Origin of the sequence: Loktanella atrilutea (genome assembly GCF_900128995.1) — a bacterium.
In the GTDB taxonomy this organism is placed as follows: Bacteria; Pseudomonadota; Alphaproteobacteria; order Rhodobacterales; family Rhodobacteraceae; genus Loktanella; species Loktanella atrilutea.
In genome coordinates this window covers 338,932-364,267 of sequence record NZ_FQUE01000002.1, presented here as the reverse complement: position 1 = coordinate 364,267, position 25,336 = coordinate 338,932, and the positions used below count along the sequence as shown (strand labels likewise).

The 25,336-nt window shown below is 63.6% G+C and carries 30 protein-coding genes; 18 read left to right on the top strand and 12 right to left on the bottom strand.

The genetic code is table 11. The features are described 5' to 3' along the window. Positions 1-6 precede the first annotated feature (6 nt). From BUA54_RS06975 to BUA54_RS06945, 7 genes are all read left to right on the top strand, one after another. Positions 7-741: a class I SAM-dependent methyltransferase gene (locus tag BUA54_RS06975; protein WP_072856505.1), complete on the top strand. Its 735-nt coding sequence runs from the start codon at positions 7-9 to the stop codon at positions 739-741. A gap of 195 nt (positions 742-936) precedes the next feature. Next, complete coding sequence (locus tag BUA54_RS06970; RefSeq protein WP_072856504.1) at positions 937-1,503, top strand: F0F1 ATP synthase subunit delta; 567 nt, start codon at positions 937-939, stop codon at positions 1,501-1,503. Next, positions 1,503-3,038, top strand: a complete 1,536-nt coding sequence (gene atpA, locus BUA54_RS06965; protein ID WP_072856503.1) for a F0F1 ATP synthase subunit alpha — start codon at positions 1,503-1,505, stop codon at positions 3,036-3,038. The genes BUA54_RS06970 and atpA overlap by 1 nt, the downstream gene beginning before the upstream one ends. Before the next feature lie 27 nt (positions 3,039-3,065). Continuing rightward, positions 3,066-3,953: a F0F1 ATP synthase subunit gamma gene (locus BUA54_RS06960; RefSeq protein WP_072856502.1), complete on the top strand. Its 888-nt coding sequence runs from the start codon at positions 3,066-3,068 to the stop codon at positions 3,951-3,953. Between the two features lie 19 nt (positions 3,954-3,972). Further along, positions 3,973-5,397: a F0F1 ATP synthase subunit beta gene (gene atpD, locus BUA54_RS06955; protein ID WP_072856501.1), complete on the top strand. Its 1,425-nt coding sequence runs from the start codon at positions 3,973-3,975 to the stop codon at positions 5,395-5,397. A 9-nt stretch (positions 5,398-5,406) separates the two neighbouring features. Then, positions 5,407-5,847 carry a F0F1 ATP synthase subunit epsilon gene (locus tag BUA54_RS06950; protein WP_072856500.1) on the top strand — a complete coding sequence of 147 codons (441 nt, stop codon included), beginning with the start codon at positions 5,407-5,409 and terminating at the stop codon, positions 5,845-5,847. Positions 5,848-5,965: 118 nt separating this feature from the next. Further along, positions 5,966-6,313 (top strand): H-type lectin domain-containing protein, encoded by a 348-nt coding sequence (locus BUA54_RS06945; protein WP_072856499.1) that lies wholly within the window; start codon positions 5,966-5,968, stop codon positions 6,311-6,313. Here BUA54_RS06945 and BUA54_RS06940 read toward each other — a convergent pair. Continuing rightward, positions 6,310-7,326, bottom strand: coding sequence for a ribose-phosphate pyrophosphokinase (locus BUA54_RS06940; protein ID WP_072856498.1), 1,017 nt, complete (start codon positions 7,324-7,326; stop codon positions 6,310-6,312). The genes BUA54_RS06945 and BUA54_RS06940 overlap by 4 nt on opposite strands. A 101-nt stretch (positions 7,327-7,427) precedes the next feature. On the opposite strand from BUA54_RS06940, the gene BUA54_RS06935 reads away from it, so the two are divergent. Both BUA54_RS06935 and BUA54_RS06930 read left to right on the top strand, forming a co-directional pair. Further along, positions 7,428-8,027, top strand: a complete 600-nt coding sequence (locus BUA54_RS06935; RefSeq protein WP_072856497.1) for a 2-hydroxychromene-2-carboxylate isomerase — start codon at positions 7,428-7,430, stop codon at positions 8,025-8,027. After that, the gene (locus tag BUA54_RS06930; RefSeq protein ID WP_072856496.1) at positions 8,027-8,803 is read left to right on the top strand and encodes an alpha/beta fold hydrolase; all 777 of its coding nucleotides are present in this window, start codon (positions 8,027-8,029) and stop codon (positions 8,801-8,803) included. Before BUA54_RS06935 ends, BUA54_RS06930 begins: the two co-directional genes overlap by 1 nt. Here BUA54_RS06930 and BUA54_RS06925 read toward each other — a convergent pair. The 6 genes from BUA54_RS06925 to BUA54_RS06900 all read right to left on the bottom strand — a co-directional run bounded on the left by BUA54_RS06925 (position 8,781) and on the right by BUA54_RS06900 (position 13,716). Continuing rightward, positions 8,781-9,830 (bottom strand): threonine aldolase family protein, encoded by a 1,050-nt coding sequence (locus BUA54_RS06925; protein ID WP_072856495.1) that lies wholly within the window; start codon positions 9,828-9,830, stop codon positions 8,781-8,783. The genes BUA54_RS06930 and BUA54_RS06925 overlap by 23 nt on opposite strands. Beyond that, the gene (locus BUA54_RS06920) at positions 9,831-10,316 is read right to left on the bottom strand and encodes a YcgN family cysteine cluster protein (RefSeq protein WP_072856494.1); all 486 of its coding nucleotides are present in this window, start codon (positions 10,314-10,316) and stop codon (positions 9,831-9,833) included. After that, positions 10,309-11,247: a bifunctional riboflavin kinase/FAD synthetase gene (locus BUA54_RS06915; RefSeq protein ID WP_072856493.1), complete on the bottom strand. Its 939-nt coding sequence runs from the start codon at positions 11,245-11,247 to the stop codon at positions 10,309-10,311. Before BUA54_RS06915 ends, BUA54_RS06920 begins: the two co-directional genes overlap by 8 nt. Before the next feature lie 57 nt (positions 11,248-11,304). Beyond that, the gene (locus tag BUA54_RS06910) at positions 11,305-11,748 is read right to left on the bottom strand and encodes a MaoC family dehydratase (protein WP_072856492.1); all 444 of its coding nucleotides are present in this window, start codon (positions 11,746-11,748) and stop codon (positions 11,305-11,307) included. A 92-nt stretch (positions 11,749-11,840) separates the two neighbouring features. Then, positions 11,841-12,716, bottom strand: coding sequence for a TIGR01459 family HAD-type hydrolase (locus BUA54_RS06905; RefSeq protein ID WP_072856491.1), 876 nt, complete (start codon positions 12,714-12,716; stop codon positions 11,841-11,843). Positions 12,717-12,798: 82 nt separating this feature from the next. Further along, positions 12,799-13,716 carry a manganese-dependent inorganic pyrophosphatase gene (locus BUA54_RS06900; protein ID WP_072856490.1) on the bottom strand — a complete coding sequence of 306 codons (918 nt, stop codon included), beginning with the start codon at positions 13,714-13,716 and terminating at the stop codon, positions 12,799-12,801. Positions 13,717-13,797: 81 nt separating this feature from the next. Between BUA54_RS06900 and BUA54_RS06895 the strand changes: the two genes are divergently transcribed. Then, positions 13,798-14,460, top strand: a complete 663-nt coding sequence (locus tag BUA54_RS06895; RefSeq protein WP_072856489.1) for a DUF2161 domain-containing phosphodiesterase — start codon at positions 13,798-13,800, stop codon at positions 14,458-14,460. Here BUA54_RS06895 and BUA54_RS06890 read toward each other — a convergent pair. Next, the gene (locus BUA54_RS06890) at positions 14,457-15,443 is read right to left on the bottom strand and encodes a TraB/GumN family protein (RefSeq protein WP_178352718.1); all 987 of its coding nucleotides are present in this window, start codon (positions 15,441-15,443) and stop codon (positions 14,457-14,459) included. The genes BUA54_RS06895 and BUA54_RS06890 overlap by 4 nt on opposite strands. Positions 15,444-15,628: 185 nt before the next feature. Between BUA54_RS06890 and groES the strand changes: the two genes are divergently transcribed. After that, positions 15,629-15,913, top strand: coding sequence for a co-chaperone GroES (gene groES / locus BUA54_RS06885; protein WP_072856487.1), 285 nt, complete (start codon positions 15,629-15,631; stop codon positions 15,911-15,913). Positions 15,914-15,978: 65 nt separating this feature from the next. Continuing rightward, complete coding sequence (gene groL / locus BUA54_RS06880) at positions 15,979-17,631, top strand: chaperonin GroEL (RefSeq protein WP_072856486.1); 1,653 nt, start codon at positions 15,979-15,981, stop codon at positions 17,629-17,631. A gap of 192 nt (positions 17,632-17,823) precedes the next feature. Here the strand turns inward: groL and BUA54_RS06875 are convergent, their stop codons facing one another. Next, entirely contained in the window at positions 17,824-18,828 is a 1,005-nt protein-coding gene (locus BUA54_RS06875; RefSeq protein ID WP_072856485.1) for a GGDEF domain-containing protein, read from the bottom strand. A gap of 4 nt (positions 18,829-18,832) precedes the next feature. After that, positions 18,833-19,372 carry a methanogen output domain 1-containing protein gene (locus tag BUA54_RS06870; RefSeq protein ID WP_072856484.1) on the bottom strand — a complete coding sequence of 180 codons (540 nt, stop codon included), beginning with the start codon at positions 19,370-19,372 and terminating at the stop codon, positions 18,833-18,835. A gap of 164 nt (positions 19,373-19,536) precedes the next feature. Here BUA54_RS06870 and BUA54_RS06865 point away from each other — a divergent pair, with 164 nt between their 5' ends. Further along, on the top strand, positions 19,537-20,439 hold the full coding sequence (locus tag BUA54_RS06865) for a DMT family transporter (RefSeq protein ID WP_245810588.1): 903 nt from the start codon (positions 19,537-19,539) through the stop codon (positions 20,437-20,439). Here BUA54_RS06865 and BUA54_RS06860 read toward each other — a convergent pair. Further along, the gene (locus tag BUA54_RS06860; RefSeq protein ID WP_072856483.1) at positions 20,409-20,855 is read right to left on the bottom strand and encodes an NUDIX domain-containing protein; all 447 of its coding nucleotides are present in this window, start codon (positions 20,853-20,855) and stop codon (positions 20,409-20,411) included. The genes BUA54_RS06865 and BUA54_RS06860 overlap by 31 nt on opposite strands. An 88-nt stretch (positions 20,856-20,943) precedes the next feature. On the opposite strand from BUA54_RS06860, the gene BUA54_RS06855 reads away from it, so the two are divergent. Next, positions 20,944-21,690, top strand: a complete 747-nt coding sequence (locus BUA54_RS06855; RefSeq protein WP_072856482.1) for an alpha/beta fold hydrolase — start codon at positions 20,944-20,946, stop codon at positions 21,688-21,690. A 136-nt stretch (positions 21,691-21,826) separates the two neighbouring features. Here BUA54_RS06855 and BUA54_RS06850 read toward each other — a convergent pair whose 3' ends face one another. Then, entirely contained in the window at positions 21,827-22,072 is a 246-nt protein-coding gene (locus BUA54_RS06850; protein ID WP_072856481.1) for an accessory factor UbiK family protein, read from the bottom strand. Between the two features lie 119 nt (positions 22,073-22,191). On the opposite strand from BUA54_RS06850, the gene lgt reads away from it, so the two are divergent. The 4 genes from lgt (at position 22,192) to BUA54_RS06830 (ending at position 25,335) form a co-directional block, all read left to right on the top strand. Beyond that, the gene (lgt, locus tag BUA54_RS06845; protein WP_072856480.1) at positions 22,192-23,070 is read left to right on the top strand and encodes a prolipoprotein diacylglyceryl transferase; all 879 of its coding nucleotides are present in this window, start codon (positions 22,192-22,194) and stop codon (positions 23,068-23,070) included. Between the two features lie 44 nt (positions 23,071-23,114). Beyond that, positions 23,115-24,122, top strand: coding sequence for a class I SAM-dependent methyltransferase (locus BUA54_RS06840; protein ID WP_072856674.1), 1,008 nt, complete (start codon positions 23,115-23,117; stop codon positions 24,120-24,122). Then, positions 24,119-24,874 (top strand): peptidoglycan editing factor PgeF, encoded by a 756-nt coding sequence (gene pgeF, locus BUA54_RS06835; RefSeq protein WP_072856479.1) that lies wholly within the window; start codon positions 24,119-24,121, stop codon positions 24,872-24,874. The genes BUA54_RS06840 and pgeF overlap by 4 nt, the downstream gene beginning before the upstream one ends. A gap of 278 nt (positions 24,875-25,152) precedes the next feature. Continuing rightward, positions 25,153-25,335 (top strand): hypothetical protein, encoded by a 183-nt coding sequence (locus BUA54_RS06830; RefSeq protein WP_072856478.1) that lies wholly within the window; start codon positions 25,153-25,155, stop codon positions 25,333-25,335. The last annotated feature ends 1 nt before the right edge of the window (position 25,336 follow it).

Here is a 25,336-nt window from a genome sequence, read left to right as displayed (position 1 = left end):
ACCGCAATGCATCTGGACGTTCTTCATCTGCGCAACTTCTATTATCGCAGCGCGCTGGGACGGGCGGCGCAGAAGGTGATACGGGATGAACTGGTGCGAATGTGGCCGGAGGCAAAGGGCCAGACGGTCGCGGGCTTTGGTTTCGCCGTCCCATTGCTGCGCCCCTACCTTGGGGGGGCCCGCCGCGTCATTGGCCTGATGCCCGGACCGCAGGGCGTCATGCCCTGGCCCGCGGGACAGCCGAACGTGTCGGTCCTGTGCGAGGATACGCTCTGGCCCCTGCCGACCGGGTTCGTCGACAAGCTGGTCGTCATGCACGGGCTGGAGACGACGGATCATCCGACAGGCGTGCTGAACGAGTGTCACCGCGTACTGGGGCCGGGGGGGCGGGCGATCTTCATCGTCCCGAACCGCGCGGGGCTTTGGTCGCGATCGGACAGGACACCCTTCGGCTTCGGCCGTCCGTATTCACCGAGTCAACTGGAAAGCCAACTGCGGGCGCATGATTTCGATATCGGCACGGTCCGGGCGACACTCTACCAGCCGCCTTCGCACAACCCGGTCTGGCGACGGATGGCGGGAGTACTGGAACGGGCGGGTCACAATATCCCGATGCTGGCCGGCGGCGGCGTGCTGATCGTCGAAGCCTGCAAGCAATCGCCTGCCGCGTCGGGTCCCGGACTGCGCGCCCGGTCACGCGCATCGGTGCTCGCTCCCATGCCGGACGCAGTCCCGGTCTGACCGCTGCGGCGCGTTGCCGCAGTACCGAAACCGTGGAAAAGTCGGTGTCGGCCCGTCAACTAAAATCACCATAGCTTGTTGCGGGGCGGGAACTCCTCTGCTAGATCGACACGGATTTTAATGCCTCGGTAACAATCGGGGAGACGTGAACGCCTCCGGACCCTCTTGGGGTCACGGGGGCCTTATATCGGAAGGGTGGACGTGTCCGAACCAGCTTCGATCACACAGGGTATCGCCGGGCGCTATGCGTCGGCCGTGTTCGACATCGCCAAGGAAGGCAACAATCTCAAGGCGATGGAACAGGATGTCGACGCGCTTGACACCGCATTGTCAGAGAGTTCGGATTTTCGTGATCTGATCACGTCGCCGCTTTATGGCCGCGACGAGCAGGCGGATGCCATGAAGGCGATCGCGACCAAGATGGGTCTGTCGGAGACGATGACGAATCTGCTGGGCCTGTTGGCGGACAAGCGGCGGCTGTTCGTGCTGCCGGGTATCGTCGGAACGTTGCGCGACATGCTGGCTACGGACCGCGGCGAGATGACTGCCGAGGTCACGACCGCGACTGCCCTGTCGGACGACCAGCGTAACGCACTGGCCAACACCCTGTCGGAAAAATTCGGCAAGACCGTCGGCATCAAGGAAACCGTGGACGCCTCCATTCTGGGTGGTCTGATCGTCAAGGTCGGCTCCCGCATGATCGACACGTCGATCGCGTCCAAACTCAATGCACTCCAGAACAACATGAAAGAGGTCGGATAATGGCGATCCAAGCGTCTGAAATCTCTGCGATCCTGAAGGACCAGATCAAGAACTTCGGTCAGGATGCCGAAGTCGCCGAAGTCGGCCGCGTGCTGTCCGTCGGTGACGGTATCGCCCGTGTATACGGCCTCGACGCCGTGCAGGCGGGCGAGATGGTCGAATTCCCCGGCGGCATCCGCGGGATGGCCCTGAACCTCGAATCCGACAACGTCGGTGTCGTGATCTTCGGGTCCGACCGCGACATCAAGGAAGGCGACACCGTCAAGCGCACCAAGTCCATCGTGGACGTGCCCGCCGGTCTGGGCCTGTTGGGTCGCGTCGTGGACGGCCTTGGCAACCCGCTGGATGGCAAGGGCGCCATCGACGCGTCAGAGCGTCGCGTGGCCGACGTGAAAGCACCGGGCATCATTCCGCGCAAATCCGTGCACGAGCCGATGCCGACGGGCCTGAAGGCCATCGACTCCATGATCCCGATCGGCCGAGGCCAGCGCGAGCTGATCATCGGGGACCGTCAGACCGGCAAGACCGCCGTGGCGCTCGACACGATCCTGAACCAGAAGTCCTACAACGACGCGGCGACCGACGACAGCCAGAAGCTGTATTGCATCTACGTCGCGATTGGCCAGAAGCGGTCCACCGTGGCCCAGCTGGTGAAGAAGCTGGAAGAGACGGGCGCGATCGAATACACGACCGTCGTCGCCGCGACCGCATCGGACCCCGCACCGATGCAGTACCTCGCACCCTATTCCGCCACCGCAATGGCCGAATACTTCCGCGACAACGGCAAACACGCCCTGATCATCTACGATGACCTGTCCAAGCAGGCCGTTTCCTACCGCCAGATGTCCCTGCTGCTGCGCCGTCCGCCGGGCCGTGAAGCCTACCCGGGCGACGTGTTCTACCTCCACTCCCGCTTGCTGGAGCGTTCGGCCAAGCTGAACGAGGACAACGGCTCTGGCTCGCTGACCGCGCTGCCGATCATCGAAACGCAGGGTGGCGACGTGTCCGCGTTCATTCCGACGAACGTGATCTCGATCACCGACGGCCAGATCTTCCTGGAAACGGAACTGTTCTTTCAGGGCATCCGCCCTGCCGTAAACACCGGTCTGTCCGTGTCCCGCGTCGGTTCCGCTGCGCAGACCAACGCGATGAAGTCCGTTGCCGGTCCGGTTAAATTGGAACTCGCCCAGTACCGCGAGATGGCGGCCTTTGCGCAGTTCGGGTCCGACCTCGACGCCGCAACGCAGCGTCTGCTGAATCGTGGTGCCCGTCTGACGGAACTGATGAAGCAGCCGCAGTATTCGCCGCTGACCAACGCAGAGATCGTGGCCGTCATCTACGCCGGCACGCATGGCTACCTCGACAAGATCGACACCAAGCAAGTCGGTCGTTTCGAGGCGGGCCTGCTGAAGCATATGCGGACGCAGGGCCGTGACGTGCTGGACATGATCACGACCGAGGACCCCAAGATCAAGGGCGATGCGGAAGCCAAGCTGAAGGCCGCCATCGACGCCTTCGCCAAGGATTTCGCATAACCTTTGCCCGAGAGAGGAGTTTAGGTTTTGCCTAGTCTCAAGGACCTGAAAAACCGGATCGCGTCGGTCAAGTCGACCCGCAAGATCACCAAGGCCATGCAGATGGTGGCCGCCGCAAAACTGCGGCGGGCACAGGATGCCGCCGAGGCCGCGCGCCCCTACACGGAGCGGTTCAACGCGGTCATGGCAGGTCTGAGCCAGGCAGCGGAGGGCTCTCCCTCTGCGCCGACGCTGCTGGCCGGCACCGGATCGGACCAAACGCATCTGCTGATCGTCATGACGGCAGAGCGGGGCCTGTGCGGTGGTTTCAACGCCAACATCGCCAAGCTGGCGCGCCAGCGGGCGCAGAAGCTGAAGTCCGAAGGCAAGATGGTCAAGATCCTGACTGTCGGCAAGAAGGGCCGCGACAGCCTTCGGCGCGAGCTGGGCGAGCATTTCGTCGGTCACATCGACCTGTCCGACGTCAAGCGGATGTCCTATGCGGATGCGCAGCGTGTCGCACGCGACGTGCTGAACCGCTTCGATGGCGGCGAATTCGATGTGGCGACGATCTTCTTCGCCCGGTTCGAAAACGTCGTGGCCCAGCATCCGACCGCGCAGCAGATCATCCCGGCGAAGTTCGAGGCTATGGCGGATGCCAACGTCAACGACGCCGCCAACACGCTCTACGACTACGAGCCCAGTGAAGAGGCGATCCTTGCCGACCTGCTGCCGCGCGGCGTCGCCACGCAGATCTTTGCAGCCCTGCTGGAAAATGCGGCGTCGGAACAGGGTGCCCGGATGTCCGCCATGGACAACGCGACGCGCAACGCCGGCGACATGATCGAAGACCTGACCATCGAGTACAACCGTTCGCGTCAGGCCAAGATCACCAACGAGCTGATCGAAATCATTTCGGGCGCGGAAGCGCTCTAAGAAGACTGGAGAAACACTTATGGCAAACGCAAAAGGCAAGATCACGCAGGTGATTGGTGCCGTCGTGGACGTCCAGTTCGGGGATCACCTGCCCGAAATCCTGAACGCCCTGACCACCGATAACAACGGCAAGACGCTGACGATGGAAGTCGCCCAGCACCTTGGTGAAAACACCGTTCGCTGCATCGCGATGGACGCGACCGAAGGTCTGGTTCGCGGTCAGGAAGTCACCGACATGGACGACACGATCACCGTGCCCGTCGGCGACGCGACGCTCGGCCGGATCATGAACGTGGTCGGCGACCCCGTCGATGAAAAAGGACCGATCGGCGAAACCGAGCGCCGTTCGATCCACAATACGGCCCCGTCGTTCGAGGCGCAGTCCACCGCGTCCGAAGTGCTGGTCACCGGCATCAAGGTCATCGACCTGCTGGCCCCCTATGCCAAGGGCGGCAAGATCGGCCTGTTCGGCGGTGCCGGCGTGGGCAAGACGGTTCTGATTCAGGAACTGATCAACAACATCGCCAAGGTGCACTCCGGCTACTCCGTCTTCGCCGGCGTGGGCGAGCGGACGCGTGAGGGCAACGACCTTTACTATGAATTCATCGAATCCGGCGTCATCAACGCCGAGGACCTGACGAAGTCCAAAGTGGCCCTCGTTTACGGTCAGATGAACGAGCCGCCGGGGGCCCGCATGCGCGTCGCCCTGTCCGGCCTGACCATGGCCGAGCAGTTCCGCGACCAGTCCGGCACCGACGTGCTGTTCTTCGTGGACAACATCTTCCGCTTCACGCAGGCGGGGTCCGAGGTGTCGGCGCTTCTGGGCCGCATTCCCTCCGCCGTGGGCTACCAGCCGACGCTGGCGACCGACATGGGTGCGATGCAGGAACGCATCACCTCGACCAAGAACGGTTCGATCACGTCCGTGCAGGCCATCTACGTGCCCGCCGACGACCTGACGGACCCGGCGCCCGCCACGTCCTTCGCCCACCTCGACGCGACGACGGTTCTTAACCGTGCGATCTCGGAGAAGGGCATCTACCCGGCCGTGGACCCGCTGGACTCCACCTCGCGCCTGCTCGATCCGGGCATCGTGGGTGAGGAGCACTACCGTGTCGCCAACGACGTGCAGCAGATCCTGCAACGTTACAAGTCACTGCAGGACATCATCGCGATCCTCGGGATGGACGAGCTGTCCGAGGACGACAAGATCACCGTGGCGCGCGCCCGCAAGATCGAGCGCTTCCTGTCGCAGCCCTTCGACGTGGCACAGGTCTTCACCGGTTCGCCCGGTGTGCAGGTGCCGTTGGACGACACCATCGCGTCGTTCAAGGCGGTCGTGGCCGGTGAATACGATCATCTGCCGGAAGGTGCGTTCTACATGGTCGGCGGGATCGATCAAGTCGTGGCCAAAGCCGAGAAAATGGCCGCAGACGCGGCGTAAGGAGCGATCATGGCAGATCATCTGCAATTCGATCTCGTCTCGCCCGAGCGCCGTCTGGCCTCGGTCGAGGCCTCCGAGGTGCAAATCCCCGGTGCCGACGGCGACATGACGGCGATGGCGGGACATGCGCCCACCATCACCACCCTGCGCCCCGGCGTGCTGCGAGTCGTCCACAGCAAGGGCACCGACGAATTCGTTGTGATCGGCGGCTTTGCCGAAATCACCGCGACGTCGGTGTCGGTGCTGGCGGAAAGCGCCTTGCCGCGTGGAGAGATGTCCCAGGAGGTCTACGACACGATGATGAAGGACGCCCACGCAGAGCTGAAAAAGGCACGCGAGACCTTCGACAACGAACCGGGCCCTGTCGATGACGCAGCCAAGCTGATTGCCGACATGGTCGCGGTCGGCGGCCATATCGGCCTTGATCCAAAGCAGTCGAACTTCGGCTGATCGCTGTTTTTGCGTAACAGTTGCCAGAAGGCCCCGCCGTGCGGGGCCTTTTTTCTTCTCACGCGCCGGAATTCGATCAAGTTGGTCCGATCATTTCGCTCGATGCAAGGCCGCCAAGATGCGCAAATTCAGTCAGCACAGTCTTGGCATCGATCAAGGCGATCTTGTCCTGTTCTCCGATTTCGAGGACGACGGAGAGATGTGGACCGGCGAGGGCCCGCGGGAGGCCCGTCGTCGCGTTCGATTTGCAGAAGGATTTGCAGTCGTCCCCGTCGTGCAAACCTCCATGTCGATGTGGGACATCGCCCGGGGCACCAATTCGCGGGCCGACGTGACGGCCGAACGGATCGACCGTGACGGGTTCGATATCGTCTTCCGCACGTGGGGCGACACCCGTGTCGCACGGGTACGCGTCGCTTGGATCGCGCTGGGCGCCGTTGCGAACGACGACGGTTGGGACGTCTAGCGGCTGTAGACGCCTTCGTAGATCGGCTGCAGCGTCTTGTGGTTGAACAGCGACGACACCGATGTGCCATTCCATGTGTTCAGGATTGCCTGCGCGAAAATCGGCGCCGTTTTCACGATACGGATGTTGGGGCAGGTCAGGGTCTCGGCCTTGGGCTGGATCGTGTCGGTGATCACGAGGTTCTTCATTACGGATTTGGCCACACGCTCCACCGCGGGGCCGGACAGGACGCCATGCGTGATGTAGGAATGCACTTCCTTGGCGCCGTTCTCCATCAGGACCTCTGCCGCCTTGCACAGGGTGCCAGCAGTGTCGACGAGGTCGTCGACGATCAGGCAGACACGGTCCTTTACGTCGCCGATGACGGTCATTTCGGCCACCTCGCCCGGTTTGCCGCGGCGCTTGTCCACGATGGACAAGGGCGCGCCGATCCGCTGGGCCAAGTCCCGCGCGCGGGCTACGCCGCCGACGTCGGGGGACACGACCATGACTTCTTCCATGTTGCCCTTGAAGTTGTGCATGACATCGAGCGCCCAAAGCGGGCTGGCATATAGGTTGTCGACCGGAATGTCGAAGAACCCCTGGATCTGTGTGGCGTGCAGGTCGAGCGTCAGAATGCGCTCTATCCCAGCCTCGACAAGGATGTTGGCCACCAGCTTGGCGGTGATGGGCGTGCGGGCCTTTGACCGGCGATCCTGACGGGCATAGCCGAAGTAAGGCATCACGGCCGTGATGCGATCCGCGGACGACCGGCGCAGGGCGTCGGCGATGATAAGGAGTTCCATCAGGTTGTCGTTTGTCGGATTGCTGGTCGGCTGGATGATGTACATGTCCTCGCCGCGCACGTTTTCGAAGACCTCGACAAAGATTTCGCCATCGTTGAACCGTTCCACCCGCGCATCGACCAAGCCGACATCCATGCCCCGGTGCATCGACATGCGGGCGGCGACCGCCTCGGCCAAAGGCCTGTTCGCGTTGCCGGAAATCAGCTTGGGTTCATGCATGTTCGCCATGGGAGGTCCTTGTGGAGCTGTCGCGGAGAAGCCCGCGCGTTGACACCGCCTAGCACACCGCTACGGTCCCGAAAACATCAACACCTGAAAGGCTGACTGAAATGGCTCACATCGATTACTTCTTCGCCACGATCAGCCCCTACACCTATCTGTGCGGCGTGCGGCCCGCCGAGATCGCGAATGCGCACGATGCTACGATCACCTATCGCCCCGTCGACCTGATGAGCGTCTTTTCCCGCACCGGCGGCCAGCCGGTGCCGGAAAGACATCCGAGCAGGCAGGACTACCGCCTGCAGGACCTGCACCGCCGATCAGTCCTGTTGGGATTGCCTCTGAATGTGAAGCCCGCGCATTTCCCGACCAATCCCGCACCCAGTTCGTATGCCATCATCGCGGCGCAGGCCGCGGGGGGCGGGCGCATGGCGGCGCTGGTCGCGAATCTGACCGCAGCCTGCTGGGCCCAGGATCGCGACATCGCCGACGACGACGTGATTCGCGATTGCCTGCAAGCCGCCGATTTCGATCCGAAGCTGGCCGACAGCGGACTGCTGGCGGGCGCGGAGGAATATCATCGTAATACGGAGGAAGCCGTGCGCCTTGGCGTCTTCGGTGCACCCTTCTTCATCACCGACACGGACCAGCGGTTCTGGGGCGAGGACCGTCTGGACGACCTAGAGGCGCATCTGGCCGGTCGGGTCTGATGCCGGTCGAGGCGCGCGGCGGGCACGACGTCAATGTGATCCGCACCGGTGGCGACGTGCAGAACCTGCTGCTGCATTGTACGCTTGCTCGGTCAGAGGCGCTGCTGCCACTGGCGCAGACCTTGGCCGGCGATTCGGTCCTGATGGACCTGATAGGGCACGGGAGGTCGGAGGACTGGGACAAGCGGGGCGATTACCAGACCGAGAACATGGCGGCGGCGATCGACCTGTGTGACCGGCCCCTGCATGTCATCGGCCATTCATTCGGCGCGACCGTGGCGCTGCGCATGGCGCTGGACCACCCGGACCGGGTCGCGCGGCTGACGCTGATCGAACCGGTGTATTTCGCTCTGGCAACTGATGCTGACGCCCGTGCCGATCATATCGCGCGGTTTACGTCGATCTACGCCGCCTACGATGCAGGCGATCTGGACCGGGCAGCGCGGCTGTTTCACGGTGACTGGGGCGGCGGCGCATGGGCGGCTTTACCGGCGCACACCCGTGCCGCATTCGCGCGTCGGATGCCGTTGATCATGGCCGGTGTGCCGGCGATCCAGGACGATATCCACGCCGTCAAGGCGCGGCTGTCAAAAGTGTCGGTGCCCGTAAGTCTGATACGCGGCGAGACCTCGCCGCCAATCATTCCGGCGATACATGCTGCGATCTGTGCGTCTGTCCCGCAGGCGCAGGACCATGTGATCGCCGGCGCGGGGCATATGGTGCCGATGACCGACACCGCTGCCGTTGCGGCGCTTATTGCCTCAGATGCGCGATGAAGCGGTCAATGGCGCCGTGATCGCAGGACCAATCGCAGACAAGACGTCCGGTCAGGCGCTCGTCGGCCGGGCCCGAGTCCGGATCACCGCCGGTGACGTAGTAGACCGCACCGGCCTGCAGCGCCCGCTGGTGCATCGACCGGGGCGCGCTAAAGAACAGAAGGTTGGACTGGGGTGGGAACTGGATCTCGACCTCTTCCACCTGTTCCAGCCCCTGGACCAGCCGGGCGCAGGCGGCATTGGCCTGCCGGGCCATGTTCAGCCACAGATCGTCCGTCAGATAAGCATGCATCTGGGCCGAAAGGTAGCGGTGCTTGGAAAATAGGTGTGCACCGCGCTTGCGCCGTAGCTCGAACTGCTTGGACACAGCGGGATCGAAAAAGACGCAGGCCTCGACCCCGATCAGGCCGTTCTTGGTGCCGCCGAAGCTGACGGCGTCGATGCCGGCCTTCCACGTCATCTCTGCCGGGGTGCAGCCAAGCGACACGAGGGCGTTGGTGAACCGCGCCCCGTCCAGATGCGTCTTCAGGCCAAAGGATCGAGCCACGTCAGTCAGCGCCATCAGCTCTGCCGTGGTATAGACTGTACCCTTTTCCGTCGCCTGCGTGATCGACACCGGGCCGCGCTGTGGACCGTGCACACCGCGCGTTTCCTCTCGCTCGATCGCCGCCAGCAGGGTGGGGGCGGTCATTTTGGCGTCGATCGCCTCGACCAGCGCCAACTTCGCGCCGCCGGTGTAGAATTCCGGTGCGTTACACTCGTCCTCGTGGATATGCGCCATGGGTGTACAAAAGATCGCTTCCCACGGATTGGATAGCGTCGCGAGGGTGAGCGCGTTCGCGGCGGTTCCGGTGGCGACCAGATGCACGGCCGCCTCTGGCGCCTCGAAGATGTCGCGGATCATCTGCCGCACTTCGATCATAGGAGCGTCGGCACCATAGCCGCTGGCATAGCCCTGATTTGCAGCGACCAGCGCGTCCATCACGCGGGGATGCGCCGGACCGGCGTTGTCGGAGGCAAAGAACATTCAGGTCGGCTCCTCGATGATGTTGTTTTCCCAGTCGTCGTCGTTGACCTCGACCTCTGACAGGGTCTGGCCGCGCATGGTGACGCCGGCGGCGTGCGGGCTGTCCGGGTCGCCGGTTAGCAGCGGGTGCCACGGATAAAGGTCACGCCCTTCGGCGACAAGGCGATAGGCGCAGGTCTGTGGCAGCCAGTACATGTTGTCCTGTATCGTCTTCGGCGTCAGCACGATACATTCCGGTACGAACTTGTGGCGTATGGGATACTTGGCGCAAAGGCAGGTCTCATTGTCCAGCAGGCGGCAGGCGACGCGGGTCAGGGCGACCTCGCCGGTGTCCTCGTCCTCAAGCTTGTTCAGGCAGCACTTGCCGCAGCCGTCACACAGTGCTTCCCATTCCGGCCGGGTCAGCTTGGCCATCGGGACGGTCTTCCAGAACCGCGGACGCAGTCCATTGCGGTCGATGCCGCCCGGCTTCGGGGCGTCAGACATCGTTCAGGATCTCTCGCGCGCGGGTGCAGTCGGCGTCCATCTGGGCAATCAGCGCGGGCAGGCCGTCGAACGTCATCTCGGGCCGCAGATAATCGACGAGTGCGACGCTAATGTGCTGACCGTAGAGGTCGCCCTTGAAGTCGAAGAGGAAGGTCTCGCAGTTGGGCACGTCACCGTTGAACATCGGGCGCACGCCGATGCTGGCCGCGCCGTGATAGCGGCCCTTGTGCGGCCCGTCCCCGATGTCCACCCGCACGGCATAGACGCCGAATTTCGGCGGATGCAGACCGGCAATGGACATGTTGGCGGTCGGGTAGCCCAGGTCGCGTCCACGCTGGTCGCCGCGGATCACTTCACCGACAATGCGGTGCCAGTGGCCCAGCATGGCCGCGGCGTCGCGCGGACGCCCTTCGGTCAGGGCGGTACGGATCGCGGTCGAACTGACGCGCCCTGCCTCCAGCTTCAGCATCGGGGCAACCGTCACGCCAAAGCCCATCGTTGCCCCGAAGCGCTGCAGGTCGCTGGCATCACCGGCGCGATCCTTGCCAAAGCAGAAATCCGCACCCACGACGACATGGGCAAGACCGAGGCGGTCATGAATGATCTTCTGTGCAAACTCCTCTGGGGTCAGGGCGACGAGGGCGGCGTTGAAGGGCACCTCGTACAGCTTTTCCACCCCTTGCTTGGCCAGTTCGTTAGCACGCGCCTCGGCATTCATCAGGCGGAAGGGCGGAGCGTCGGGGGCGAAGAACTGGCGAGGATGAGGCTCGAACGTCATCAGGCCGAGCGGGGCGTCCAGTTGCAGTGCGGCGGCCCGCGCGGCGTCGATGACAGCGCGATGACCAAGGTGCACCCCGTCGAAATTTCCGATGGCAGCGGCGGCGCCACGGTCCGCCGGGTCAAGATAAAGGGTGTCACGGATGATACGCATGGGATTGCGTAGCGCGGCGATGCTGCAGGTGCAAGCGGCGGTCGCGCCTTTGCGGCGTCAGTCGAACTTGGCAGATGGCGCAAGAACGACGGCCTCTCCGGTCAGGACCTTCTTGCCGTCGACAAGGCAGCGCGTTTCCATGGTGACCTTGCGTTTGGCGTAGTCGATGGCGGTGACTTCGACCTCTGCGGTGACCATGTCGCCGGGGCGCACGGGCGCCAGAAACCGAAGCGTCTGGCCTAGATAGACGGTCCCGTGGCCCGGCAGCTGCTCGCCGATGACCGCGGAGATCAGGCCCGCAGTCAGCATGCCATGGGCAATCCGACCTTCGAAGATCGTGTCGCGGGCGTAATCGTCATCCAGATGCACAGGGTTCCGGTCGGTACTGACTTCGGCGAACATCTCGATGTCGGCGTCGGTTACGACCTTTCGCAGGGACCTCATCATGCCGACGGCAAGATCTTCTATGACGATGGTGCCGCGGGGGGCGTTGTCCAGCATGTCGCTTTCCTTCACGTTACAAACCATCGCATCTAGCGTTTAAATTGTAACTTAATTGCGTTGCTGGCGCGTAAAGTCAAGTAATGCGGAAACTAGCGAAGAAATCCGATAGCGAAAGTAGGGCTGACGCGGTGCGTCTCGAGATAGGCTGCAAGCGCGGGGCCGGCGGGATCAGCATCAACGGTTTCGGTTTCGCTGGCCGCAAGGCCGCCGGTGATGAAGAGCGAATCCAGATCTTCCTGCTGGGCGCCGAGGATGTCCGTATGGATGCCATCGCCGATGCAGATGATGCGGCTGGCATCGGCGCCACCGTCTAGTGCCGCCAGTCGGCGGCGGGCAAGATCGTAGATCGGCGGATGCGGTTTGCCGAAATAGAGGCTTTCGCCGCCCATGTCCGTGTATAGCTGCGCAAGGGCACCGGCACACCATTCACGGCTTTCGCCACGGTCGACAACGATGTCCGGGTTGGCGCACAGCAGCTTCAAGCCGCGCTGCTTGGCGGCGAGGAATTGCGGGCGATAGACGGATGGGTCGGCTTGGGGATCGGCGGGGCCGCAGCAGACGATGCCCTGCGCCTGATCCAGAGGCACCTGACGGATGTCGACCGGATCCGATAGCAGGTTCATCGGCTTGAAGAAGCTCTGGTCGTGATCCTCTCCGATGAACCAGACATCCGAGCCGACGGCGCCCTCGAACATGGCGGCCCGGGCCGAATCGCCGGAGGTCGCGATGGCGTCCCAGCAATCGTCGGGCACTCCCATACGCTGGATCTGCGGCTGGACGGATGTCCAGGGCCGTGGAGAGTTGGTAACCAGCACGACGCGCCCGCCGGCGCGGCGGTAATCCTGCATCGCCTTGACCGCGTCCGGAAAGGCGGTGAGGCCGTTGTGCATGCACCCCCAGAGGTCGACGAAGGCCGCATCGTAGTCGCCGGCGATGTCGAGGAAACTGTGGACGATCTGGGTCATGGCGGTGCCTTTGCGGGATGTATGGCGCCGGAGGCCTGCGTCGGAGCCTCCGGCGGGAGTATTTTGAAAAAAGCGAGGATGCTTATTTCTTCAGGTTCGGGATGATCTGCTTCTTGCGGCTCATCACGCCGGGCAGGACGACCGTGTCACCGGTGACGTCCGCATCGAAGGAAGCTTTCGCCACCTGCTTCGTCAAGTCGTTGGGCAGCAGCATCGTTGCTTCCTCGCGGATGATGTCCACGACGAAGAGCAGCACCTGGTCGACCCCGTCCTCTGACGCGACGGCTGGCATGGCGGCGACCAGCGCATCCTTGCGGTCCAGGATCGCGGCGGGTGAGGTCGTTTCCAGCACGGACACGCGGAACTTGGTGCCCTCGATCTCGTATTCCTTGGAATCCATGCGCAGGAGTTCGGCGTCGGAAAAAGCGCTGACGTCGGACTTGGCAGCGAACATTTCGTCGGCGTAGGCATTGATGTCGATCTTGAGGTCGGCGGCGAGGTCTTCGGCCAGCTTCTTGTCGACCGGCGTGGTGGTGGGCGAACGGAAGGCGAGCGTATCCGACAGGATGCAGGACACCATCAGACCCTTGATGCCTTCGGGCATCTTCGCGGCCTTGTCGCCCATCAGCTGGTGCATGATCGTGGCGGTACAGGCCAGGGGCCGGATCGTGACATCGATCGGGCCCTTGGTCTTGATCCCGCCGACAAGCAGGTGGTGATCGATGATCGCCTGCACATCGGCGCCATTGATGTTCTCGGGCAATTCGGCAGGGTTATTGGTATCGACGATGACGCAGGACTGGCCATCCTCCACGTCGCGTACGATCTCGGGCTGCTCGAAGCCCCAGCGCTTCGCGACGAAGGCGGCCTCTGTGTTCGGTTGGCCCAGCAGCACTGCCTTTGCGTCGAGGCCGGCATCCTTCAGGAACCATTCCCAGATCAGGGGAGAGCCGGTGGAATCGGTGTCGGGGGACTTGTGGCCGAAGATCAGTGTGGTCATTGTCATTTCGCCTATGCTCGGGAATGGTTCGGCCGCCTTATACGGACGATGCAGGGTGCTGTCACGCAAGTCAGGGGAAACATGACGCGTCAACGCGAAGCGGATCTTTATCCGCCGATCAAAGCCCATCTGATGGCGCGGGGATTCGACGTCAAGGGCGAGGTCGGGGCGGCGGACATCGTGGCGGTCAAGGGGGAGGAGACGCTGGTGGTCGAGCTGAAGCTCGGGTTCTCGCTGGCGCTGTTCCATCAGGGCATTGCGCGGCAGGCCGCTACGGATCAGGTCTATCTTGCGGTGCCAGCGGGCGGGCAGCGGAAGGCGCTGCTGGCGAATATCGGTCTGGCACGGCGGTTGCGGCTGGGGGTGATGACCGTGAGACTGCGCGACGGCTTCGTCGAGGTTCTGGCCGACCCGACCCCTTTTACCCCGCGCAAGTCACAGAAGAAGATAAAGGCGCTGCAGAAGGCCTTTACACGACTTCGCGGCGATCCGAATGCAGGCGGTGCGACACGGCATGGACTGGTGACGGGCTACAGGCAGGATGCCATTGCCTGTGCGCGGTTTCTGGCCGTTCATGGTCCGTCGACCGGCGCGCGGATCAAGGACTGGGCCGAGGTGCCAGAGGCCACGCGGATCATGGCGGCGGACCACTACGGCTGGTTCCGGCGGGTTAGCCGTGGGATCTATGACCTGACGCCGAAGGGGCGTCAGGGGTTGGCGGACTGGAGCGAGAGCGAGGTTTAGGGCAGGCGGGTGACGATCCATCCGTCCTGCGCCAGCAGCTTCAGAAGGCCATGGATGCCCTGCAGGTGCGCGGCCCCAACGGCGACGGTCAGCCGGTCGTGGTCTTCCGCGGCCGCGTCGATGACGGTGATCCAGTCTGCATTGCGATCGAACAGCAATTGCCGTTCCGACGCGGTGAAAAGGGCGTCCGCCGCGGCTCGGTCCACATCGGGCAGCAAGTGAGCCGCCACCCGAGAGACCTCCCACAGTTCTCCGATCCGTTCCGCAAAGTAGCTGTCCATCATGCTTGCAAACATTTCGGCCTGCAGGTCCGATGGCGACAGAGCCAAGCGTAACTGGTCGATCTGCTGATCCAAAGGATCAGCCCGCAGTATATCGAACAGGGTCTGCCAAGGCTCCAGCGCCTGAACGGGCAGATCTGCCGCCTGTGCCTGCGCCACGATCATGCCGTCGAGTCCCTTCTTTCCGGCTGAAAGCTCACTCATTGCGCAGGGCGGGATCGCCAGCATCATGCCCACATACCAGGGCTGCATCTGCGATGCGATCACCGCCGGGACGCCGCGTGCATTCAGCGCCGACACAAGAGCCTGCCACGTGGTGTCGTCCAGCCTTTCTGGCAGGGTAGGGCCATCGGGCAGGAAAATCAGCGACCGGTCGGTGGCCATGGCATGGGTCAGGGCCGCTTCCTCCTCCGGCCCGGCTTCGACCAGCAACAGGTCGCTGGCGGCGACATGGGGGGCCGCGCGGTCGGCCAGTGCGTCGAGACGCGGGTCGTAGATGTGCATTGTCCCGATCACGGTGACAGCGGTATCGTCCCGCGTGGCGCGGTAGAACAACCCCTGTGCGAAGGGCATGGTCGCCACGGCGCTGGCTACGGCAGCCCGGTCTGCGTCCGAAAGGCGCGCCCGGATGTCCGGGCCGGTGCAAAGTGCCTGCGCCGGCAACGCCAGAACCATCATGATGGCAGCAAGGATCAGGCGCATTCTCGCATCCATGTTAGAAGGGTCGCCAACACCATAGGCTATTGGTCGCCGGCGCGCCAAGGTGCCGTCCGAAGACCCCGCAATCTTATTGACAGGGCGTCGCCGGATCCTTAGGTAAGCGCCGCTGGCACTCGACAAAGGTGAGTGCTAACGGCATGACAACGAAACGTAGGAAGGTTCACAAGATGGCATTCAAACCTCTGCACGACCGCGTGCTGGTCCGTCGCATCGAAGGCGAAGACAAGACCAAGGGCGGTCTGATCATTCCTGACTCCGCCAAGGAAAAGCCCGCTGAAGGCGAAATCGTTGCGGTCGGCACCGGCGCCCGCAAGGACAACGGCGAGCTGATCGAAATGGCCGTGAAGGCCGGCGACAAGATCCTGTTCGGCAAGTGGTCCGGCACCGAAGTCAAGCTCGACGGTGAAGACCTGCTGATCATGAAGGAAAGCGACATCCTCGGCGTCATGTAACGCCGCTGGGGGCCGACCAGCCCACGGCTTTCTCAAACCACTGAAATTTCAAGGAGCACATGAAAATGGCAGCCAAAGACGTCAAATTCAGCACCGACGCCCGCAATCGCATGCTCAAGGGCGTGAACATCCTCGCCGACGCCGTGAAGGTAACGCTGGGCCCCAAGGGTCGTAACGTCGTCCTCGACAAGTCCTTCGGCGCACCGCGCATCACCAAGGACGGTGTCTCTGTCGCCAAGGAAATCGAACTGGAAGACAAGTTCGAGAACATGGGCGCGCAAATGGTGAAGGAAGTCGCTTCCCGCACCAACGACGAAGCCGGTGACGGCACCACGACCGCGACCGTTCTGGCACAGGCCATCGTCCGCGAAGGCATGAAGTCCGTCGCCGCCGGCATGAACCCGATGGACCTGAAGCGCGGCATCGACATGGCCACGCTGAAAGTGGTCGAGGCCATCAAGGCCGCCGCCCGCGACGTGACCGACAGCGACGAAGTCGCGCAGGTCGGCACCATCTCGGCCAACGGCGAAGCCGAAATCGGCCGTCAGATTGCCGATGCGATGCAGAAGGTCGGCAACGAGGGTGTCATCACCGTCGAAGAGAACAAAGGCCTCGAGACCGAGACCGATGTCGTCGAAGGCATGCAGTTCGATCGCGGCTACCTGAGCCCCTACTTCACCACCAACACCGAGAAGATGACCGCCGAGCTCGACGACGTCATCATCCTGCTGCACGAGAAGAAGCTCTCCTCGCTGCAGCCGATGGTGCCGCTGCTGGAGTCGGTAATCCAGAGCCAGAAGCCGCTGCTGATCATCTCCGAGGACGTTGAAGGCGAGGCTCTGGCCACGCTGGTCGTCAACAAGCTGCGTGGCGGCCTGAAGATCGCCGCCGTCAAGGCGCCGGGCTTCGGCGACCGTCGCAAGGCCATGCTGCAGGACATCGCGATCCTGACCGGTGGTCAGGTGATCTCCGAAGATCTGGGCATGAAGCTGGAAAACGTGACCATCGACATGCTGGGTTCTGCCAAGCGCGTCACGATCACGAAGGACACCACGACGATCATCGACGGTGCCGGCGAGAAGGCCGAGATCGAGGCACGGGTCAACCAGATCCGCGGCCAGATCGAAGAGACGACCTCCGACTACGACCGCGAGAAGCTGCAGGAGCGTGTGGCCAAGCTGGCGGGCGGCGTCGCCGTCATCCGCGTCGGCGGCATGTCCGAAGTGGAAGTGAAGGAGCGTAAGGACCGTGTCGATGACGCCCTGAACGCGACCCGTGCGGCCGTGCAGGAAGGTGTCGTCGTCGGTGGCGGTGTGGCTCTCGTGCAGGCTGCGAAGTCGCTGGACGGCATGAAGGGTGCGAACTCTGACCAAGACGTCGGCATCGCGATCATCCGCAAGGCACTCGAGGCTCCGCTGCGTCAGATCGCCGAGAACTCCGGTGTGGACGGTTCTGTCGTTGCGGGCAAGATCCGCGAAAGCAATGACAAGAACTACGGCTTCAATGCGCAGACTGAAGAATATGGCGACATGTTCAAGTTCGGCGTCATCGACCCGGCCAAGGTCGTGCGCACCGCGCTGCAGGACGCTGCTTCGGTTGCTGGTCTGCTGATCACCACCGAGGCCATGGTTGCTGATCGTCCGTCCAAGGACGGCGGCAACGGCGGCGGCGGCATGGGCGACATGGGCGGCATGGGCGGCATGGGCGGCATGATGTAAGATCCCGCGTCGGGGCCTTTGCGCCCCGTCCGGATCGAACCGGATGCAGCCGGGTCTGCCAGCTGCATTCGGAACATCACGCCAATCAGCGGTTCACCGGCGCTCCGCGCCGGGCAACAACATGAACAGGGCCCGCAGTGATGACTGCGGGCCCTTTTTCGTGCAGGGTTATCGCGGCAAAATCTGCTCTGATCAGCGATTGAGACCCGTACCCGGAGCCGGTCGCCGCCAGGATGGCAGGCGTCTGGATTGCGGTACTCGCCCGGCATGAATGCGCGGGTCGCCCGCGATGACAGGCCCTTTCTTCATCGTCTTTGCCACGTACATTGCGGCATCGGCAGCCTTCTCGATCTGAATCGCAGTGGTGCCATCCTGCGGCCATCGCGCACCGCCAATCGCGGCGTCAAGCGTGATTGCATCGTTGGGGCCAGCGATGCGGTGCTGCGCAACAGTCGTCAGGATGCCGTGCGATATGTCGCACAGGACGGCCCGCGCTTTCACGTTTCGGACCAGCACTGCAAATTCATCGCCCCCCAGCCGGGCCGCGGCATCATCTTGTCGCACGTTGACGCGGATCGCATCCGCCAATGCACAGATTGCAGCGTCACCGACCGCGTGTCCCCAAGTATCGTTGACCGCCTTCAGGCCATTCATGTCGATGTAAAGCAGCGCGAACGGTGTGCCTGCGGCGATGGACGCTCGAATCTGGGCACGTATGCCCTGCGCATTCAGAAGGCCCGTCATGGCGTCTATTTCCGCGACAGTGGCCAAATGCCTGTTGCGGTCTTCCAGCAGTTTTTTCTGCATGTGAAGCCGCTTGGCCCGCTGCACGCCGGACCGGTGCGCCGCCGTCATCTTGATGAACTCGGACCGGATGCGCAAAGACGCCTCCAGCTTCAGTGCGATCAGATTTTCCGTGGTGTAGGGGGCGCCAAGGCGCCAGCCGATCACATTCACATTCCGGCCGGAGGCATGGGCGAAGGATATTCGGATCGGTGCGGTACTGGCAAAGCAGCGATTGATCATCTGCAACGTCGGCGCCGTCAGCTGAAAGCCGGCGCCGAGGGACCCGCCCGCCGACAGGTTGAAATCAGCCCGGGCCAGACCGTTGCCGGCCACCACCGTCAGGTCGCGATCCAGCACGATGCAAGCTTCGGAACTGAAGGCAAGCATGGGCTGCAGAAGATCCAGATCCATCGTGCTACTCGGTAAAGAATTCGAGCCCGTCGCTGGGCGCCATATCCTGCAGTTTCAAGGCAACGACCACGCGGCAGCCCGGGTCGCCGCGGGCAATGGACCTGTCGATTTTGACATGAGCGTATCCGTTGCGGTCCGCAACGATGCGGCCGAAGACATTGGTCGTCATCATGCAGAGCGACGGCCTGCCGACGGCTTGTTCCCCGAACGGGCATTGCCGCGCGACGAGGACGATCTCCTCCTCGTCTGCCGAGATCACGCTGAAGTCGCCTTTGATGCGGGCCTTCAGATCCACGAGAATCCTTGCGATGTGATCGGGCGTCGCGGCATCCGGAACGGCGGGATACCGCTGCGACATCTCCTCTCCAAGAGCGCCGCCGACGGTGCTGATGAAACCTTCGGCTTCCTTCAGGCCAATCACCTCCTCCAGCAGGCCGGACAGGTGTCCGATGATGGCGTTGAAGAATAAGGTCTGTTCGCGAGTATCCTCGACCGGTGTCGTGACGAGGGGAGCCTGCAGCGGCGCGGCCCGGTCATGCAGCATTTGGGGGTCCTTCCGAAGCGATGTTTTATGAAGACTAGGACCGAGTGGGCTAAGATAGTCTTAAGAGCAGGCAGCGCGATTTCGCGTAAATGTCCTCTGGGCAAATCCAGTGTGACGCGCCATCAAGGAGGCATGCAATTCACCGGTAGGATCCGCATCGCCGAATGTCCCGCCGCCGCGCGAAGGCGGCAATGCAGTTGGGTCGTCATCCGATGATGCGGCTGTTCCTGCTGGTGAGTGTGGTGATGTGTGCGTTTGCAGGGAACTCGATCCTGACGCGCCTTGGCATCTCGCGTTACGGAATCGACCCGCTGACCTTTGGCGCGATCCGGGTGGCGGCGGGGGCCGCGGCGCTGCTGATCCTGCGACGGGGAAGGGGCGTGGCGCTGCAAGGCAGACGGCGCTGGGCAGGGGCAGGGACCCTTGCGATCTACATGATCGGATTTTCTTTAGCCTACCTGAGCCTGCCCGCCGGGCTGGGGGCGCTGATCCTGTTCGCAACGGTACAGGGCGCGATGTTTACCACGGCAGTGTGGCGGCGGCAGGCGGTGCCTGTCCGTCGGTGGGTTGGCATGGGACTGGCACTTGTCGGCCTCGTGATCTTGCTGTGGCCCGCGGGGCCGGTCCGCGTTGACCCGGCTGGCGCCGTTGCAATGGTCTGCGCGGGGATCGGTTGGGGCGCCTATACGCTGCTAGGGCAGGCAGAGCGGGACGCGACCGCGGCCACGACCGCGAATTTCCTGCTGTGTCTGCCGCTGATGGTCGCCGGCATCCTTACGCAGGGCGATCCGGGCGTGCTGTCAGGGGCGGGTGTCGCGACCGCGGTGCTGGCGGGGGCCGTGACCTCTGGCCTGGGCTACGCACTATGGTATCGCGTGCTGCCGGGGCTGACGGTAACCGCCGCGGCCGTGGCACAGCTGAGCGTGCCGGTCCTCGCCGTCGTGGGCGGCATCCTGCTGCTGTCAGAGCCGCTGACGCCCCGCATCTCGCTGGCGGCAGTGATGGTTCTGGCCGGGATCGGCCTGTCGAGCCTGCGTCAACGCAGAATGGGTTCCAGCGGATCGTAGGTGATCGCATCACCCTCGCCCCAGGCGACCGCGGCAAGGGAGTCCGGTTTGACCTGAAGCCGTGACAGATCGGCGCGGCTGGCCCATCGGTGATGGGTCACGATGCCCTCCGGGTCCGTCCAGCCGGGGGCGATAACAGGATCCGTGACGGTGCAGCGAAAGTAGATGTCGACCTGATGGAAATCCCGTTTTTGATCGTGAAACTCGTTCACGAGGCAGACTACACCGACGGTGATCTGCAAACCGGTTTCCTCGAAAAGTTCGCGCTTCAGGTTGTTCGGCAGGCTGCTGTGCGGGGCGACGCCACCGCCGGGCGCGCACCACAGGTCCGTGCGCCCGGCATAGGCATTGACCAGCAGCAAAAGGTCCTCGTGAAGGACCACGGCGCGGACGGCGAGGCGGGGAGGGCGCGGCATGACGTGATGCTGCCCGGTGCCGCCGAATTGTGCAAGCCTGTGCCCGCCGCGGCTGGGCGGCGCATGGATCGGTGCTATCTGTCAGTCGATGAAACGCCTCGCTCCGATCTTGCTGTCCCTGATGGCTGCCTGCACCAGAGGAGAGCCCGCCGTGGCCAAGCCCGATGACTGCATCGTGCTGCTTCATGGGCTGGCACGGAGCGAGATCAGCCTGACGCCGATGCAGCTTTACCTCGAAAATGCGGGCTACAAGGTGATCAACCGGGGCTACCCGTCAACCAAGGAGCCGATCCAGAAGCTGGTGGCCGAGAATGTCGGTCAGGACGTGGCGGCCTGCGGCGACCGGCGCGTGAATTTCGTCACACACTCCATGGGCGGCATCCTTGCCCGTGCATGGCTGGCGCAGCAACGGCCGGACCGGATGGGGCGGGTCGTGATGCTGGCGCCGCCGAACGAGGGATCAGACCTCGTGGACATGTTCGGAGGGTGGGAGCCGTTTCGCTGGATCAACGGGCCGGCGGGCCTGCAACTCGGGACCGATCCCGACAGTTTTCCCAATGCCCTGCCGGGGGCCGAGGACTACCAACTCGGCATCATCGCAGGCTCTCGGAGCCTGAACCCGCTTTATTCCGCGGTGATCGACGGCGGCGATGACGGCAAGGTCAGTGTGGCGAGCACGAAGCTTGCGGGGATGCAGGACCATATCGTGCTGCCGGTCACACATACCTTCATGATGAACAATCCGCTGGTCATGGCGCAGGTGCTGGCCTTTCTGCAAACCGGCCACTTCGATCGCGGACTGAGTCTGACAGGAGTGATCTTCGGCCGGAACTGACGTCCATCCTTCGATGAAGGACGAAGCCTCTGGCGGCAGGTTATTTTGCCACGTGATTGCGGATAGCGCATCCCTGCAAAAAAAAGGCCCCGGGGCGGCTGCGCGCGGGGCCTCTGTCGTGACGTTGGGCGAGGTTTCAGCCCTGCTTGCCTTCTAGCGCCGCTATGCGGGCGGACAGGGCCGCGTTTTCCTCGCGCGCCTTCTGCGCCATGGTGCGGACGGCGTCGAATTCTTCACGGGTGACGAAGTCGCGGTCGGCAAGCCACCGGTCCATCATGGATTTCATCGCGTTCCCGGCCTCGTCGCGGGCGCCTTGGGCCACACCCATGGCATTCGTCATCAAGGCGCTGAGGTCGTCAAAGATCTTGGTCTTGGGTTGCATGGGGTAAGCTCCATCCGGTTGCGGGGGCGGGCCCCGTTGTGATGTCTATATGGGTGGGGTCTGCCGGTCCCGCAAGCGGGTGGTTGACTTCACCCCGGACGCGACACAGGAATGGCGCCATGCTGGCTGCCTTGACCTTTCCTGACATCTCTCCCGAGATCTTCACCGTCACGCTCTTCGGCGCGAGTTTCGCGCTGCGCTGGTACGCTGTCGCCTATATCGTGGGGATCGCGATCGGTTACTCGATGATCGCGCGGGCGCTGCGGCGGCCCGACCTGTGGCGCGGTGATCCGCCGATCGCGCCGGCGCGGCTGGAAGACTACCTGACCTACATCGTCATCGGTGTCATCGCGGGCGGCAGGTTGGGATACTGCCTGTTCTACCAGCCCGGCTATTACTTGTCACATCCGCTGGAGATTCCGGCGATCTGGACAGGGGGCATGTCATTTCACGGCGGCTTCCTGGGCGTGGTGCTGGCTGTCTACCTGTTCGCGCGGCGCAACGGCGTGTCCTTCGGATCGATGGCCGATGTGACCTGCCTTGCGGCGACGCCAGCGATCCTGCTGGTGCGGATCGCGAACTTCATCAATGACGAACTATGGGGGCGGCCCACGGACCTGCCTTGGGGTGTCGTCTTTCCGTCCGAGGCGGCTCAGGACTGTCCTGACGTCGTGGGCATCTGCGCCCGCCATCCGAGCCAGCTGTACGAATCTGCATTGGAGGGGCTGATCCTCGGGGCGGTTCTGCTGTTCCTCGTCTATCGGCGTGGCGCACTGAAGTTTCCGTGGTTCACGACGGGCGTGTTCTGTGCAGGCTATGCTTTGGCAAGGTTCATGCTGGAATTCGTGCGTCAGCCCGATGCACAGTTCCGTGGCACCGGTAACCCGTTGGGCTGGGCACTGGACTTCGGCCAGTGGGGACTGACGATGGGCCAGTGCCTGTCGCTGCCGATGTTCCTGTTCGGGGTCAGCCTGATCGTGCTGTCGCGTCGCCGGTGACGCTGGCCGACACACTGCGCGCGCGCATCTCCCACGACGGGCCGATGACGCTGGCCGATTACATGTCGGTCTGCCTGCTGGACCCCGATCACGGCTATTACGCGACACGCGATCCCTTCGGTGCGGCGGGCGATTTCATCACGGCGCCAGAGATCAGCCAGATGTTCGGCGAACTGATCGGCCTTTGCCTTGCGCAGGCTTGGCTCGATCAGGGGGCGCCCGCGTCCTTTGTGCTGGCCGAGGCCGGGCCGGGGCGCGGGACGTTGATGGCCGATATCCTGCGTGCGACGAAGGCCGTGCCGGGGTTCCATGCGGCGGCACGGGTGCATCTGGTCGAGGCCTCTGCGACGCTGCGTGCAGCGCAGGCAACGCGGGTGCCGGGGGCCGTCTGGCTCGACCGGGTCGATCAATTGCCCGCATTGCCGCTTTTCCTGGTTGCCAACGAGTTCTTTGACGCCTTGCCGATCCGTCAATTCCAGCGTGCGGGTGATGCGTGGCGCGAAAGGGTCGTTGGCCTGAAAGACGGTGCCCTGACGCTGGGGCTGACGACACCGGTGCCCCTCGCAGCCCTGGCGCACCATTTGTCCGAGACGCGGGACGGCGATATCGTCGAGACCTGTCCCGCGCTGCCCGCGATCGCCGGAACCATCGGGGCGCGTATTGCGACCCACGGCGGGGCGGGACTGGTCATCGACTACGGCGACTGGACCTCGCTGGGTGATACGTTTCAGGCGGTGCAGGGACATGCCGTGACAGATCCGCTGGCGGCGCCCGGACAGGCCGATCTGACGGCCCATGTGGATTTCGCGGCATTGGCTGCCGCGGTCGCGCCGGCGCGACACACGCGCCTGACGCCGCAGGGCGTGTTTCTGGAGCGCCTGGGAATTACGCCGCGGGCGCAGACGCTTGCCACGGGCCTGCAGGGCGAGGCGCTGGAGGCGCACGTCGCAGCACATCGGCGCTTGACCGACCCCGCCCTGATGGGCGACCACTTCAAGGTAATGGGGATATATCCTCACGGCGCCGCACCCCCACCGGGACTGAACGCATGACACTGGATATCATTACGGCCCCGGTCCTTCAGCCGTTGAGGCACGGGTTCTTCAGCCGGATCGGTGGGGCATCGTCTGGCGTTTTTGCGGGGCTGAACTGCGGCTTCGGCAGCAGCGACCAGTCCGACATCGTGGCGATCAACCGCGCCCGGGTCGCGGCGGCAATGGCCGTGGCACCCGACCACCTGACCGGTGTCCTGCAGGTCCATTCTGCGGACGTGGTCGTCGCGAAGGAGCCGCTGGCCCCCAAACCAGCGGCCGATGGCCTCGTGACCGCCACACCCGGCTTGGCGTTGTCGGTCCTGACTGCAGACTGTCAGCCGATCCTGTTTGCCGATCACGATGCCGCCGTCATCGGCGCCTGTCATGCAGGCTGGCAGGGGGCGCTGGGTGGCGTGATCGAAAATACGGTGGCAGCGATGGTGTCCCTCGGGGCAAAGGCGCCGCGCATCGCTGCTGTTATCGGGCCCACGATCAGCCAGCGCGCCTACGAGGTGGGACCCGAGTTCCGCGACAGATTTCTTGACACCGATGCGAGTTCGGCGCGGTTCTTTGCCCAGGGCAAGGGCGACCGTCTGCATTTCGATCTTCCGGCCTACGGCCTGCACCGCCTGGCACGCGCCGGGGTGGGGCACGCCGCCTGGACGCGTCACTGCACCTATAGCGATCCTGCGCGATTCTTTTCCTACCGGCGTTCCGTGCATGCGAAGGATCCTGATTACGGCAGGCTGATCGCGGCCATCGCACTGTAATTCTGGCATGATTGCGAAGCGGACACGCCGCGATCCTGCCACGATTCTGGCAACAATCAACGGCCTCGCTTGCGTATTGATGCCAAAACCGGCTGAAATCATCTAAAACACGTGGTTTCTCGTGTGGCATCAACAGTGCCGCAATCCATCGACACTGCCGTGAAAAATCATGCGAAATTTCTCCGACGCGGCCCTATTCCAGCCAACAAGAGAAGGGAGTCTGTCGGTATCGGCCGCCGCGGGCAGGCCCAAGGACACCGCAACAGAGGATCGCTTCAATGGAAACGCAGACACGCTGGATGAGCAAAATGATCGCCGAGGCCGAGAAGGCCGCCCCCGCCATGCCGTGGGAGCGTGGATTGCGCCGGCAAGCCATGATTTCCCGCAGGCTGGAGCGCGAGGAGCGGCATGTTAAAGTCACGCTTCCCGCCATGCCCGCCGGCATCAGCCTCGCCGGCTGAA